Here is a 13,432-nt window from a genome sequence, read left to right on the forward strand (position 1 = left end):
GTGAAAAAACTTTTAGCCCTCGCTATTGCCGCCTCACTGTTACTCAGCTGCACAGCCCTGGCAGACACGGGCACCACTTTCAGCCCGGCACAGCAGCAGGAAATTCAGAAGATCACCGAGCAGTGGCTGACCGCCCACCCGGAAATCCTAATCAAGATGGGCAAGAAACTTCAGCAGCGCCAGCAGAAGGCGCAGCAGACCCAGCTCAGTGACGGCGTGGTGAAGCTCGCAGCGCAGCTACAGCAGGTGAAGGGGATTCCCCACGCCGGGCCGGAGGATGCCAGCGTGATCGTCACCGAGTTCTTTGACTACCAGTGCGTGTACTGTCACCGCGATGCGCGGATTGTGGAAAAGCTGATACAGGACAATCCGAAGGTGAAATTCGTCTTCCGCGACTGGCCTATCTTTGCCGGGCAGTACCCGCTCAGCAACACGGCTGCGCTCACCGGGATCGGGATTTACCGCGAGGCTGGCGCTGACGCCTATCTGAAGTACCACAACGGCATTTTTGCCACGGGCCATGACGAAGGGAAGCTGAGGGAGCAGGACATTGCGGACGTGGCGGCGAAGGCGATGGGCAAAACCCCCAAGCTCGATGACCTGAAAAGCTACACCGCGACCATTGATAAAAACGACATGCTGGCGAAGGCCATTGGGGCTAACGGTACGCCGCTGTTTATCGTGATGCCTGCAAGCAACCCTACGGCGGAAAATATTACCGTTATACCCGGCGCTGCGTCCCTTGATGTACTACAGACCGCGATTAATCACGCCCGCTAATCAGACGTAAGCGGGAACGGCGGACGGTATCGGAATGGGGTATCTTTCGATGCCGGGCCGCCGTTGGGCAAGCCACAGGCGCGACAGTTTCTGTGATTCAGTGTCACAGGATCGAGAAAATAAGACTGGATCGTATAGGCCAAGCGGTGTATCTTGCTGTACACGTTTACATAAGCTCGCGCTAAGAGTTATTTAAGCCAAATACCTGATTTATTTGACTTAAATTGCCGGAGTGAACGGAAAAGAACAAGGGCGGCATCGGGTAAAAGCAAATTACCGGGTGTCAGAAAAGGACAAAGCCCCGATAACACAACTTTCAAACTTGGCGGGATGAAAGTGCTATCGGGGCTTCTAAGACAAGAGAAAGTATATCTCATGAGTTTTGGAAAGCAAGCTTCAAATTACCTGACCGCCATAAGCGCAGTCAGGTGTGACCACTGAATCCCCGAAAAAATCACTTAAATCGGCAGGTTGCCACTGTCCAACCCCCGCTTATCGTCGCCCGCAAAAATTTGCAGCGCTGCGCGGGGAGCACGGCAGACTCTATAACCTCTGGACACGCCAGGTGCCTAATGCCGCGCCGGGTGTGCGTGAAGCCTCCCGCAACTTCTCAGATAGCGCTTTTTTCCGCATTGACGTACCCTCAATGCCGTGTCGTGCCCGTGCGCCGCGCCAGGAATCCAGACGCCTGACGGATGCGGTGATGCAGCTCATGCTGAGTACAGTGAACATTGCAACGGACGTGGTGCCGCTGTGTCTTCAGGAAATAGCTAAGCAGGTGAGCGTGCGCGATGCACAGGGCAATATCACGCACGTTGTCACGCCCTGCCGCATCAGTCGTAAAATGAAGGAATTGTGCAATCTGGGCCTGATTGCAATGAGCAACGCCGTGGTGGACAGGATAGATCGCATCAATCTGACGCAGTACGTGCGTGTGACGCCGCTGTTCTGGCGGCTGGCGGGCGCATCGGAAGATGCACTACTGAGGCAGAAACTGGCCCGGCGCAAAAAAGATTTCCCGCACTTCAGCGATCATGCCAGCAACAGCGCCGTTGAACACATGCGTTATGAATACGTGGCCTCGCTGCGCGAGCGGGTAATCCTGAGCCGTATTGACAGGCATCAGCCCGCATTTCTGGCCCGGCTGTTGCGTGCCAGCGCCAGCCAGGCTGACCGCGTAGATGCGCTTTACCGGGCGGTGATGGCCCGCATGTACGATCTGAAATTCTTCGCCAGCCGACAGCGCATCATTCCCGCCGCTGACCGCTTGATTGCCCGTGTTATGGCCCGCCTGCCGCACACGATCCCTATACCGCTCTCAGACTAATTTCAGCAGCCGGCTAATTTCGTTATCTCTCGCCTGTCCGGGCTGTATGTCCCGTGCCCGCTATCCAGTTTTTCCTATTTTTGCCGTGCCATCGCATCTTCTCATGGACGTAAATTCGTGATTTTCTGTCACTTGCACCATCCCTTGATTTCCATTCCCCGCCCGATTGCCACTGGCAACCGCTCAATTATTTTTATGCACCCTAAATGCACAGGAAATATTTTTTAGCCGCAATATTCCTGTTATTAGCTGCACCATGTTCTAAAAGAAAAAAAAAAACAAAAAGAAACATTATCCCTGAGCCGTTTGTGGAAAAGCTGTAGTCCATAAGATCGAGCGTTAAACAGGTGTGTAAGTGCATAAATTAGCATCTGACGCCTTTCCGCTTCCTCGCTCTGACAGACTTCGCTAGTCAGAGACTCCGGCGAGCGGTACTAGATAACGTAATGGAATTGCTTTTCCGATATATGTATCAACAGAGGGTGGACTCATCCCAATAAGTGATGCATCAGCGAATTTTTGAAGAAAAAAGCAAACATCACCGCTGGCGAAGTGATGGATAAAATGTATTTTGAGCAGTACGGGCTACGAAAGGTTATTAGGGGTTTGAGGGCCAACCGTACGAAAACCTACGGTAAGAGGAAAATTATCGTCTGAAAAATCGATTTATAGACAAGATTGTCCGTTAAATGCCAATTTTCGATTAAAAAGACACCGTTTTAAGGGCTTTTTCAATGTCCATTATGTTCTTATATATCAGACAATTATGCCACTAACGTACGATATCGTTCCATTGGCCCTCAAACCCCAACCCGGATTATGAAGATAATTAGTCGCGTTTTCCGGGCAGAAATTAGCCCAACACCGCGCTCATTTGTTGCATGTTGTGCATTGCGCAACTATAATGGCTTTAACGTCTTAAAGGAAAAAAAGATGATTAAATCCTTCAAGCATAAGGGGTTAAAACGTTTCTTTGAAACGGGTAATACTGCTGGGGTGATGAATGAACATGGTGACAACCTCCGCAAGTGCCTAGCGTCTATTCACCAGGCTGAGAATATCACTGACCTGAGCCTGCCGTCACTGCGGCTTCATCGCCTCAAGGGCGACCGCAAAAATGTCTGGTCTGTAACCGTGCGGGCAAACTGGCGTATCACCTTTGAATTCACGGACGGTGATGCCTACATTCTTAACTACGAGGATTACCACTGATGAAGATGCACAATCCGCCCCATCCGGGCACGGTCGTTGCGGACAACATTGCCGCGCTGAATCTCACCCTACGTGACGTGGCAAAGGCGCTGGACGTATCCCCGTCCACGCTTCAGCGCCTCACCAAAGAGCAGATCGCAATCAGCCCCGAAATGGCGGTGCGCCTGTCCACGGTCATCGGTAGTTCGCCTGAGTGGTGGCTGCGGATGCAGGACGCATGGAGCCTGTACCACGCGGAGCATAACCTCGACCTTACCCGCCTTACCCGGCTGACGCCGCCTGCCGCCAACCTGGACAGCGCCACGGTTTAACCGCTACAGGGTTTATTCACATGGAAATGTTGAATAATCCGGGAAAGCGTCACCTCCGGCCACACGTTTCGCGATCTACTTGGGGCTTTTTGCCTTCTTCTACACGCACAATTCTGCTGTTTTCAGCAATCCGATCTGGCAGCATTGCTGATAATCGTCCTTCTGGCGGTGCTGTTATGCAGCCTGATACCGAAAGTGAGTAATTTTATCTGTGTAGAAGGTGGCAGTTACACGCGCTGTCTGTGAATGTGGAGATCGTCCAGGTCAGAATGCTGTGACGTGGTATTTAAACCAGAAATGAACGTCAGCAAAAATAATGAAGGAGGGAATATGTCTGGATGGTGGATGCCCGCAGGGCAACTGAAAATTCTGCGCCGCATGGCGACAGGCGAGGTGCTTTTACACGACAGGAATAAAAGGATTTTTTACTGGGAGAGTAACCCCAAAGAGCGGGCCACCGTTTCAGCTAAAGCGCTACATAACAAAAACCATATCAGCCCGGAACTGAATTTTAATTATCCGGCTGGCGTGGTGAAAATGAATATCACGCCGACCGGGAAAAACGAAATGGGGTATAACCGGGGCATACATCTGGAATAATATTTTCTGGCTGATTTAATCAGCATGAAATATTTCTTATCAGGTAATTACGCGATATCTGCCCTTTGAGGACGCGATCATGGTATATAAAATGACACTGAATAAATCCGATATTGTGTCGATAAACCCCTGGTGCGGGATAATAAAAAAGGATGTACCCCATGAATAAAACGCCCACGGGCCTGATGATTACCGCAGCTCTGCTGCTTGCCGGTTGCGATGAAAGCCAGAATGCCCAGGACGGCGCAGCACACCTGGTCAGCGTGCTGCCGTCCGGCTTTCAGATAAACGATCACGGCAAACGTGCCTATATCCTGGGCGAAAGCCGCTGCCCGGACAGCACCCAAGAGGGCTGCATCATTGTGAATGATCAGGTCAGCACGGTGGCGGTGTCCGTCTGGACATACGGGACAGGCGCGCCCCGCACGGAAGCCTGGAAGATTGAGCGAAGCGGGGCATATACGAATGAAATGACCCGTCTGAAGCGCCCGGACAACAGTGACGTGCAGCCCTAGTCTGAAGATTAACCCTGTAGGAGTACCACCATGTCCTCCAGGTCACCTACGCACAGGTGACTTGGAGGCGCAGAAGGCGGGCTGGAAACTGGTGCACGGCGTGTGCTGGTTCTGCCCAAGTGAACGGTAATTTATCAAAATGGAAAAATCATATGAACAATATTTTTAATGAAAGATCGCTTTTTTTTATTCGTGCCGAAACCCGTGATTTCGACAATTTAGGCCCCGCAGAGAAAGAAGCAATGGCCTCGGCAGCAATAAATAACTGCTCATTCAAAATCATGCTGGCAGATCGCCCTGGAGACCACGCTGCACAAAAAACGCACTCTAACCAGCCGTAAGCAGATCGTGGGGTCTGAAGCCCAACCGCGTGGAAATCTGGCCCCAACGCCTCACAGGGAGAAAAGCATGTTCAGACGTACCCGTATTTTTATCGCTTTTGCTGTGGGCCTGGCCCTGATCTGCATGGCCCTTACCTCGCAGGATTCAGGCACGCAGCTGAGAATCTACTTTGCCGGAATGCTGTGGTTCTTCTTCTGTATACAGGTCGGGCGCATGATAGAAAACAGCCAGGCCGGTAAAGTAGAAGATGAAAAGAACAAATGACCTTGCAACCGCGTCCTGATTTTTGGCGAACCGGGATGCCTGCCCGCTTTTTCAGTCATCAACAGGGGCTGTGGATCGGGCGATTACGCTAATTCGCATCGGCTTTGACAAAAGGGGCAGTCTGTCCAATGCCCGGAAATCACGAAATGGCTTACCGGGAATGCACTTGCTGCATTCAGACAGAATAGGTGAATGAAACTATGAACGATTTACGATTTTACGGAATGCGCACCGTAACAGTAACGCAGAGGCTGGCGGACTTCGGAGTGAAGCTCGACGAGGATGGCAAGCTGGTACGCATCGACGGCAGTCGTATTAAGCATCACCATGCGTTTAAAGACTGGCACCACCGCCTGAAGCGCGGCGAGAAGCTGCCACGCGGGCGGTTCTTCCGGGGGAAACAGCCCGGACGCCGCCCCGTATTTGTGGATGAATTGCCCACGAAGTGGCGCGTTTTTAATTTTCACAATTATTTCTTTTATTAAAAATACACCGTTCTGAGTACGTTTTTCACTGTCCATAATATTTTGATTTATCAGAAAAAAAAGCCTTATCGGGTGTGCCACGCTACACAACATTGACGCCCGTCTTGCAGAACTCAACATGAAGCTGAGCGTCCCGCAGGTGAAGGGTTGCTCTGACGGACAGCATGTTTACACGGAAGGATACCGCGTCCAAATCGGTCAGGGTTATTTCCGCTGTGACGTGGTGGAAAATCGCTTTAAATGGGTATCCATCAACGGTTACTGACCGTGGGATGCTCACATTTTAACTCATCAGGAGTGTGTATGACCGACAGCAAGACCAACCCCTTTCAGGGGCTGAATAAAATCCGTGTAATGCGCGCCGCCGCACGCGAAATGCCCTATGAAATGATGGAGGAAATCCGCGAGAAGCTGAACGCCATCGTCGACGACCTGCGCGATGAACACCAGGCCCGTGCCAGCCAGGAATCCGAGCGTCTGGAGAAACTTGAGAAGTACCGCGAAATGCTGCTTCAGGACGGTATCGACCCTGCCGACCTCGCGGACAGTGAGTTGCCGCGCAAGCAGAAGGCGTCCCGCGCACCGCGCCCGGCAAAATACCGCTACACCGATACGGACGGCAGCGAAAAGACCTGGACGGGCCAGGGCCGTACCCCGCTGGCGATGGCAAACGCCCTGGCAGCAGGTAAGAAGATCGAGGACTTCCTGATTTGATTCACCCGGTTATCCACAGAAACGGTGGATAACTGTCCTGTTTGACAAAACCGGAAATGAGTACGGTTTTGTCAAATATCCCCCTATCTCCCCCTGTCCCCTGATTCCCATTAACGGCACTCGCCGTTCCCGTACCGCCATGTCAGACTGTTTGTACGCTTTCCTTATCAGGAGTCTGCATGAACCTCACCCCGAAAAACATTTTTTCCGGGCCTGACGCCCGCACTCTGTCCTGTCAGCTACGGATGCGCTCGCTGGCGGCATCGATGGAAGGCGGCGTGCGATACCTGCTGCCCGTGGAAGTCAGTGCGCTGATCGGCTACGCGGGCAGCCATGAACAGAAAATACTTTTTCGCCTGCTGTGGAATACGGGGATGCGCGTGAGCGAGGCGCTGGCCCTGACAGCGCGTGACTGCATACTGACGCAGGACGATGAGGTACGGCTGATGCGGCGGCGCGGCGCACGAAAAAGTGACGCGGTCACAAAAGGGCGACCGGACGGCCCGCTGCGCGACAGCGGCGGAAGCCCGCTGCTGCCCCAGGTGATCCCCGACGACAGCTATCAGGCTGCGGTGCTGGTTCGCTCGCTCAAGCGCCACTGTGGCAGCGCCACGCGGGGGAAACCGACCGAGGCGGAGCGCCGTGCTGAGAATGCCGCCAAGCGGCTGATCCCGCTGCTTGACCCCGCCTTTGCGGCAGACCTGAAGTCTTACCGGGACGGCGTGCTGTTTGGCCCCGTGCGCCGTGCGCTGGATGAACCGCTGTGGACAGTTAGCTCACGTCAGTCGGTGCTGAACTGGATCAACGCCGCCGTGACCCGTGCCGCTGCGGACGGCGTGCAGTTCTCCGTACCCGTGTCGCCGCACACGTTCCGCCACAGCTACGCCATGTATATGCTGAACGCAGGCGTGACGGACAGGCTGCTGATGGCGCTGATGGGGCACCGTTCGCTAAAGACGTTGGGGATTTACACGCGGGTATTTGCGCTCGACAGGCTTTCCGGCAGCTACCTGCCGTTTGACTGCCCGGACGCCCGCGACCTGCTGAAAAATGTTTTTCTCGTGGGGGATTACCCGCAGGAAAGGTGCCATATCTTACCTGAAGAATAGTTAGGTACATTGCTTAACACTATTAGGATGATTTATGACGGCGCAAAATCTCCTTAAATGGTAATCATAAAATCAACATTAAGGTGATATATGTAACCTTTTTAGGTTTTCTTAAATTTCTTTTTTGCCATTTCGTCAGCAGAAGTGCGTTATTTGATGTTCATTTTTCAGACTTAAGCACCAGTTAATGTGTGGTAATATCTAGATATATCAAGATTATAATCTCTTTTTACTTCGAGATTATTGGTATCGTAAATAACCATTCTGGAACCTATAATGGTTTCATATGGGGAATTATTTGGTTTTTTAAGTTACCTTTTTATTGGTTTTTATTTTACTTTTTTTGGTGTTTTAGGTTGTGTTTTAGGTTGTGTTTTAGTTTACATTAATAAATCAGTAAGCTACTATCATGATTCAGGTTGTGAAAGGCCAGATGTACACGTTCACAGCTATCACTCACACGAGCTAAGGGATACCGCACCATGACAACGACCACAAAAGTATTTATTGATGAAGGCACCACCCACGTTAAGCTGGGCTGGAAGGACAACGACGGCAAGCTGCACCTGAACATCACGGCTAACGGCATCATTGCCGGTCACATGCCGGAATCCGGTATGCCGCAGGCAAATTACACCATTAATGGCCAGCAGTACGCCTTCTCTCCCGTGTCGGCGGGCACGCTGCCAACCACGCACGTTTCCTTCCAGTACAGCTACCTGAACGTGCTGGCGGTGCATCACGCGCTGCACGAAAGCGGCCTGGAGCCACAGGAAGTGGACATTGTGGTCACGCTGCCCCTGTCGGAATACTACAATAGCGATAACGCCCGCAATCAGTTCAACATCGACCGTAAAATCAAGATTTATGCGGAAGCGGTGGATAAGATGAAAGCCCAGCCTTTTACGGTGAAGACCGTCGAGGTGCGCCCGGAAGCCATTCCAGCCGGGCTGCTGCACGTTGATATGCTGAAGGAAGGCGATTCGCTGCTGATCATTGATATCGGCGGCACCACCGTTGACCTGGCGCATGTGGCGCACGATATGTCGAGCGTGTACCGCATGTCCTGCCTGAACGAACTGGGCGCAAACAACATCGTGCAGGCGCTGAAAAACGACCTGCTGAAGCACGGCGAGAACCCGTCTGACGTGCGCCTGCACACCATCATCAAGAGGCGTGCAGAAACCGAGTGGCTGGACAGCATTTTCAACAACCCGGAGTCTGCCTGCACAGTTGAACCCGTGATCGACAAGGCAGCGGCTGACCTGATGAAAAAAATCAGCAACGCCATTACCCACTACAGTGGTTATTCGCACGTAGCGCTGGTCGGCGGCGGCGCTGACCCGGTAGCCCCGCACGCAGCGGAGGCGCTGGGCATACGCAAGGAACGAATTTTTATCAGCGATGAGCCGCAGCTTGAGCTTGTCAAAGGTCTGATCCAACTGGGGTAACAGATGAAAAGCGCAACTATCAAAAAACTCATGGTCAACCTGAAGCCCGACGACAAGCCGGGCGACAGGCTGATTTGTGACGGCGTGGAGAGCGTTCCGCTCAAAGAACGTGGCACGTTTTTTCGTGAATCTCTGTTGCTGGGTGCGCTTTTCAGAAAGAGTCACCCGGAAGTGCTGAAAATCGCGGCGCTGGTTGCCTCGATGCACGACGATCCGACGATTGAAACTGTGCTGAACACCTATGCGTCCATGAACGGCGGCAAAGGCATTGCATTTGACGGTGGCAGCGCCTCCGCGCCCACCGGAAAAGGGGCAAAGGTGCAGGAGGCCAGCCCGGCGACAGAGACGGCAGCAAAAAACCTCAAGGGGATTATGTGAAACGGGGCCTGGGCGGCTCGCTCATCCGCCTCTGGTGTGGTTCAATCTTTATCGGATACGTGCTTTATGCAGAACACAAAAATCGCAGCCGCTGATCTGCGCGGCGAACTGATGGACTGGTTAGCAAAAGATATTCTGAACGGGAATATCCCGCAGATTGCCCGTGCGCTGGGGATCAGCGTCAGGACGCTCAGCCGTAAGTATGACGGTTCCGGCGACAAAGACGCCTCATCCATCCGAGAGGGAGACGCCCGCCTTATCCGCACCATCCGCTATAACGAGGACGGCTGGCTGTCCGCGCCCGTGCAGGACGGGGATGCCTTTGCGCGCTTCTTCGTGTATGACGTGCCGCCGATTGAGGTTATCGAGGGGATGCGTATGCAGCACGGGCTGAAGCAGGAAGTCATGGCATCGCAAATCGGATGCACTCCGGGTGCATATCGTAACCGAGTGATGCGCAATACCGCCACGCTGACCCCGCCTGAGTACAATCTTTTCCTGCTGTCGAACGGGCTGCACCCTAACGCGCAGAAGGTCTGATACGCCGCAGCCGCCATTTCACCATACCCCAATTCTGTCATCTGGTTCATCACTGACGGCGTAACGCGTCCCAGCCTGTCCGGCAGCGGCGCGTAAGTGCTTGATGTGGCTGTAGTGACGTTCCGCTTCCTCGCTATGACAGACTTCGCTAGTTATAGTCTGCGGCGAGCGGTGCAGATTTAAATATTTTTATATCACGATATGGCTTGATTATTATCACGTTATGACTTATAGTAAAATCTAACTCAAATATGAGGTTTCCTATGAATAACGTAATGACATGCTACGTCCCTGCCGTAAAAAAACATTTTTCACCAGTGAATGATATTATTTCCCTGAGCAATGCACAGGCGGAGATTCACCTCGATGAATTCTGCCCTGAATGGGTTTACGGTCTGAAAACTCGCCGTGATGCTATTGAGTCGCTGATGGAATCGGGATATCAGCCTGACTTTATTCAGACCACTGACGGTAGCACGGATTATCGTCTGGCTGCTTATGACGGACGTTATTTTTCCATAACTGCGACCATGTTTGAATATGCGGTTTCACTACAGGGTCGCGACACAAAAGGATTTTATTTTCATAAGATTTTGGCAAAAGAAGGGAAACAAATTGAATATAATCACGAAATGGCTTATTGTTGAGTTGTTCAAAATATGCCGAAGGGAAAGAGGCCAGTCTTCCCCTTCGGATATACCTTCACTCTTGCTAAGAGGCACTACCCATGCACTCTGATATTATCTTTACACATGCCACGGCCTTTGTAAACTCTATGCGTTCAAACGGACGAGCCAGCGTTCCTGCCATGAAAGCCAGCGACTTCCAGCATTTTATGACGGAAGTTTATTATCAGCTCAATATGCGCCCACTGGGCGATTTTCAGGCATAAAGAAACCGCCAGCTTCGCCGCTGGCGGTTCCGAGGAAAACCGCGTGAATAACGTTTATTTCTCAGAAAAAATACAACAACTGATTGACGCAGCAGGTCGTGAATTCTTTTCACTCTATTCTGAAAAGCCCGTTAATTTCTATTCCAGAAAGATTTGCGGTGACTGGTATATTATGCCAGATGTGTCCAGTGATGTTTCCCTAATTTCCGTCTTCAGCTTTATAAAGACCACGCCTGACATGGCAGGAAAACTCGCCACGCTTTACGCTTACGATAAGCTATCATCCGCTGCCGAAAGTTGTGGTATTTTGTTGCTCACTGCGCGATGCCGTGAGCAGATACGAAAAATCCGCCATGAACTCAGCGCACGGTCAGATTTGTTTTACGTGGGTATTGAGGCCCCGGAGGGTTTTTTGAATTTTCAGGAAATGCAGCTAAAGGATATTGCCCTGTTTGGTGATAACTGGGTTTACCATGACAAATATAAGCGCGGGAATAAACGTTTTGACGTGTTTATCTACGAGCGGGAAGGCACTTTCCATATAGTCTTTCGCCGTAGCTACAGCAAGAAAAACACAGAAGGCATCAGGCAAACGTTCGTGAATCATCAGGCGTTTGTGACGGTCTCGGCGGCGCAGCTCCCTAACGCTGATCTTACCGTTCAGGGCTTTGGATTCATGGCGGAACGGCTAACTAAATCTGACTGGTTTATCCGTAACACAACACGCTAACAGGGCCGGGAACGGCAATTTAAGGAGAAAACATGACTTCACTTTCAAAAATTTATGCTAGTAAAGACGGCACCGACACCACGATAAAAACACAGAAAACTTACTTTGTGGCACCGGGCGCGATCCACATCGAGGCAGGGTACAATGTCCGTGATATTGACGAGGAACACGTTGAAGAATTCCGTCAGGCTTACCTTGCCGGGGAGTTTGTGCCTGCCCTTGTCGTGATGGTGACGGAAAAAGGAATTCGCGTAATGGATGGCCATCATCGCCTAATGGGCGCAATGGCGGCATTGCCGGACGTCCCCCATCTGATGCTGGAATGCAAAGATTTCAAAGGCACCGAAACTGACCGACTGGCTTTCATGATCACCAGCTCGCAGGGCCGGGCACTGACGCCTGTTGAGCGGGCACGGGCATATCAGCGGCTGAGCAATCAGGGACTGAGTCCGAAAGAAATCGCAGTGAAAGTGAAGCGTTCCAGCGTTGATGTGGACAACCACCTTAACCTGCTGTCTGCACCCGATGAACTGATCGATATGGTGAAGCAGGGCGAAGTGGCGATGACCACTGCGCTTTCGATGACCCGCGAACACGGCGCGTCAGCGGCAACCGTGGCGAAAGAAAAACTGACAGAGCAGAAGGCGAGAGGTAAAAACAAGCTGACCAGCTCCGCCGCCAGCACGAAGTTTAGCGCCAAAAAATCCGCCCGCATCGTGAAACTGGTGGCGCAGCTTGCAAAGGTATCCCGCGAGGCAGACAGTATTACCGTTTCCTCCTCCACGGATGAGTTTCACAAGGAACTGTATGCGCTGATCTGCGAGGCGCAGGACTTCTATTCCGACGATGACGGCGCAGACGCGGACAAGGCTGCACCTGACGCCGGAAACAACGATAAATAGGACACCAAATGACCGTATTCCTTATGCTGGGCAGCCTGTTCAGCGTTGTCTATATGGGGGGGACGCGTTGGTATTTCCCTGGTGCATCGGAAGGGATCGCCTGGTACTTCGGATACATCGTCTGTTACGCGCTGGCGGCGATGATCGGGTTTAAAACCCCGGTCAACTCCGCAAGTGAAGTGCTGATTATCGCGCTCAAGGCTCTGCTGCCCGTGTCTGGTCTGCTCCTGTTTGTGTACGGCCTGTTTCTTCAGTTTATGACCTCCACTGCGCCACTGGGCAACGGGGACGTACTGGACACCACGACATCTATGTTGGGGACGCTGTGCATCGTAACTGGTATTGTGATGGTGATTATTTCGCTGTGGGCAATAAGGAAAAACTAATGAAAGCAACTATGAGTAATTACAGCGCTAATTAGATAGCGCTGGCAATTTTCTCCGCCATTATGGCAGTCGATTTGAGCCTGCTGGCTCTGTGTTTGCATAAGGGCTACACCGGTCGTTCCCCCCACTGAGCCAGCAAGCCGTCTCACCCCGTCCGGGGAGGGGCAACTCACAACTGCCAGGGCAATATGCCCCCCCTCCGGGGCTTTTATGCCAGCCGCTGCCGCGGCTGGAAGGCCGTCAGTGCGTCAGCATCCGTTATGGTCTCACCACCACCGCCAGCTCGCCTTTCCGGGTATACCGTGCCGCTCAGGAACCCGCAAGGGGCCGCTAAAGCTGTAAACCCCCTTGCCGAACCCTGAACGGCACACCCGGATTTGTCAGGCGAGCGGGACGGAGGTGATGAGACGGAAACAGGGGAGCAGCGTGCCCGGAAAGCCAGGTCAAGGTCAAGGTCAAGGTCAGGCTCACGAACAAAGATGATGATTTAAAAA

General features: G+C 52.3%; 20 protein-coding genes. All 20 read left to right on the forward strand.

Annotation, left to right across the window (positions count from 1 at the left end; translation table 11 throughout):
- The 20 genes from ETA_RS00665 to ETA_RS00750 all read left to right on the forward strand — a co-directional run bounded on the left by ETA_RS00665 (nucleotide 1) and on the right by ETA_RS00750 (nucleotide 12,938).
- On the forward strand, nucleotides 1–780 hold the full coding sequence (locus ETA_RS00665; protein WP_012443490.1) for a DsbA family protein: 780 nt from the start codon (nucleotides 1–3) through the stop codon (nucleotides 778–780).
- Between the two features lie 430 nt (nucleotides 781–1,210).
- Entirely contained in the window at nucleotides 1,211–2,107 is an 897-nt protein-coding gene (repA, locus tag ETA_RS00670; protein ID WP_012443491.1) for a plasmid replication initiator RepA, read from the forward strand.
- Nucleotides 2,108–3,040: 933 nt separating this feature from the next.
- Entirely contained in the window at nucleotides 3,041–3,319 is a 279-nt protein-coding gene (locus tag ETA_RS00675) for a type II toxin-antitoxin system RelE/ParE family toxin (protein WP_012443492.1), read from the forward strand.
- Entirely contained in the window at nucleotides 3,319–3,630 is a 312-nt protein-coding gene (locus tag ETA_RS00680; protein ID WP_012443493.1) for a HigA family addiction module antitoxin, read from the forward strand. Before ETA_RS00675 ends, ETA_RS00680 begins: the two co-directional genes overlap by 1 nt.
- A gap of 330 nt (nucleotides 3,631–3,960) precedes the next feature.
- On the forward strand, nucleotides 3,961–4,230 hold the full coding sequence (locus tag ETA_RS00685; protein WP_157861767.1) for a hypothetical protein: 270 nt from the start codon (nucleotides 3,961–3,963) through the stop codon (nucleotides 4,228–4,230).
- Between the two features lie 161 nt (nucleotides 4,231–4,391).
- Nucleotides 4,392–4,745 (forward strand): hypothetical protein, encoded by a 354-nt coding sequence (locus ETA_RS00690; protein ID WP_012443495.1) that lies wholly within the window; start codon nucleotides 4,392–4,394, stop codon nucleotides 4,743–4,745.
- 152 nt (nucleotides 4,746–4,897) lie between these two features.
- On the forward strand, nucleotides 4,898–5,086 hold the full coding sequence (locus ETA_RS00695; protein ID WP_042958441.1) for a hypothetical protein: 189 nt from the start codon (nucleotides 4,898–4,900) through the stop codon (nucleotides 5,084–5,086).
- A gap of 67 nt (nucleotides 5,087–5,153) precedes the next feature.
- Nucleotides 5,154–5,351, forward strand: coding sequence for a hypothetical protein (locus tag ETA_RS00700; RefSeq protein WP_042958443.1), 198 nt, complete (start codon nucleotides 5,154–5,156; stop codon nucleotides 5,349–5,351).
- Between the two features lie 200 nt (nucleotides 5,352–5,551).
- Nucleotides 5,552–5,836, forward strand: a complete 285-nt coding sequence (locus tag ETA_RS18945; protein ID WP_231853268.1) for a hypothetical protein — start codon at nucleotides 5,552–5,554, stop codon at nucleotides 5,834–5,836.
- A 118-nt stretch (nucleotides 5,837–5,954) separates the two neighbouring features.
- Nucleotides 5,955–6,101 (forward strand): hypothetical protein, encoded by a 147-nt coding sequence (locus ETA_RS19775; protein WP_157861768.1) that lies wholly within the window; start codon nucleotides 5,955–5,957, stop codon nucleotides 6,099–6,101.
- Nucleotides 6,102–6,139: 38 nt separating this feature from the next.
- Entirely contained in the window at nucleotides 6,140–6,550 is a 411-nt protein-coding gene (locus tag ETA_RS00710) for an H-NS family histone-like protein (RefSeq protein ID WP_012443499.1), read from the forward strand.
- A gap of 179 nt (nucleotides 6,551–6,729) precedes the next feature.
- A complete protein-coding gene (locus ETA_RS18630; RefSeq protein ID WP_012443500.1) occupies nucleotides 6,730–7,659 on the forward strand; it encodes a tyrosine-type recombinase/integrase in 930 nt (309 codons plus the stop codon).
- A gap of 482 nt (nucleotides 7,660–8,141) precedes the next feature.
- Complete coding sequence (gene parM, locus ETA_RS00720) at nucleotides 8,142–9,110, forward strand: plasmid segregation protein ParM domain-containing protein (protein ID WP_012443501.1); 969 nt, start codon at nucleotides 8,142–8,144, stop codon at nucleotides 9,108–9,110.
- A gap of 3 nt (nucleotides 9,111–9,113) precedes the next feature.
- Nucleotides 9,114–9,488, forward strand: coding sequence for a plasmid partitioning/stability family protein (locus tag ETA_RS00725; RefSeq protein ID WP_012443502.1), 375 nt, complete (start codon nucleotides 9,114–9,116; stop codon nucleotides 9,486–9,488).
- A gap of 66 nt (nucleotides 9,489–9,554) precedes the next feature.
- The gene (locus ETA_RS00730; RefSeq protein ID WP_042958447.1) at nucleotides 9,555–10,028 is read left to right on the forward strand and encodes a helix-turn-helix domain-containing protein; all 474 of its coding nucleotides are present in this window, start codon (nucleotides 9,555–9,557) and stop codon (nucleotides 10,026–10,028) included.
- Between the two features lie 263 nt (nucleotides 10,029–10,291).
- Nucleotides 10,292–10,675 (forward strand): hypothetical protein, encoded by a 384-nt coding sequence (locus ETA_RS00735; RefSeq protein WP_042958449.1) that lies wholly within the window; start codon nucleotides 10,292–10,294, stop codon nucleotides 10,673–10,675.
- Nucleotides 10,676–10,755: 80 nt separating this feature from the next.
- Entirely contained in the window at nucleotides 10,756–10,920 is a 165-nt protein-coding gene (locus ETA_RS19780; protein ID WP_157861769.1) for a succinate dehydrogenase flavoprotein subunit, read from the forward strand.
- A gap of 43 nt (nucleotides 10,921–10,963) precedes the next feature.
- On the forward strand, nucleotides 10,964–11,650 hold the full coding sequence (locus ETA_RS00740; RefSeq protein WP_012443505.1) for a hypothetical protein: 687 nt from the start codon (nucleotides 10,964–10,966) through the stop codon (nucleotides 11,648–11,650).
- A gap of 32 nt (nucleotides 11,651–11,682) precedes the next feature.
- Entirely contained in the window at nucleotides 11,683–12,552 is an 870-nt protein-coding gene (locus tag ETA_RS00745; RefSeq protein ID WP_012443506.1) for a ParB/RepB/Spo0J family partition protein, read from the forward strand.
- A gap of 8 nt (nucleotides 12,553–12,560) precedes the next feature.
- Nucleotides 12,561–12,938: a hypothetical protein gene (locus ETA_RS00750; RefSeq protein ID WP_012443507.1), complete on the forward strand. Its 378-nt coding sequence runs from the start codon at nucleotides 12,561–12,563 to the stop codon at nucleotides 12,936–12,938.
- The last annotated feature ends 494 nt before the right edge of the window (nucleotides 12,939–13,432 follow it).

The sequence above is a fragment of the Erwinia tasmaniensis Et1/99 genome (assembly GCF_000026185.1).
Taxonomy (GTDB): Bacteria; Pseudomonadota; Gammaproteobacteria; order Enterobacterales; family Enterobacteriaceae; genus Erwinia; species Erwinia tasmaniensis.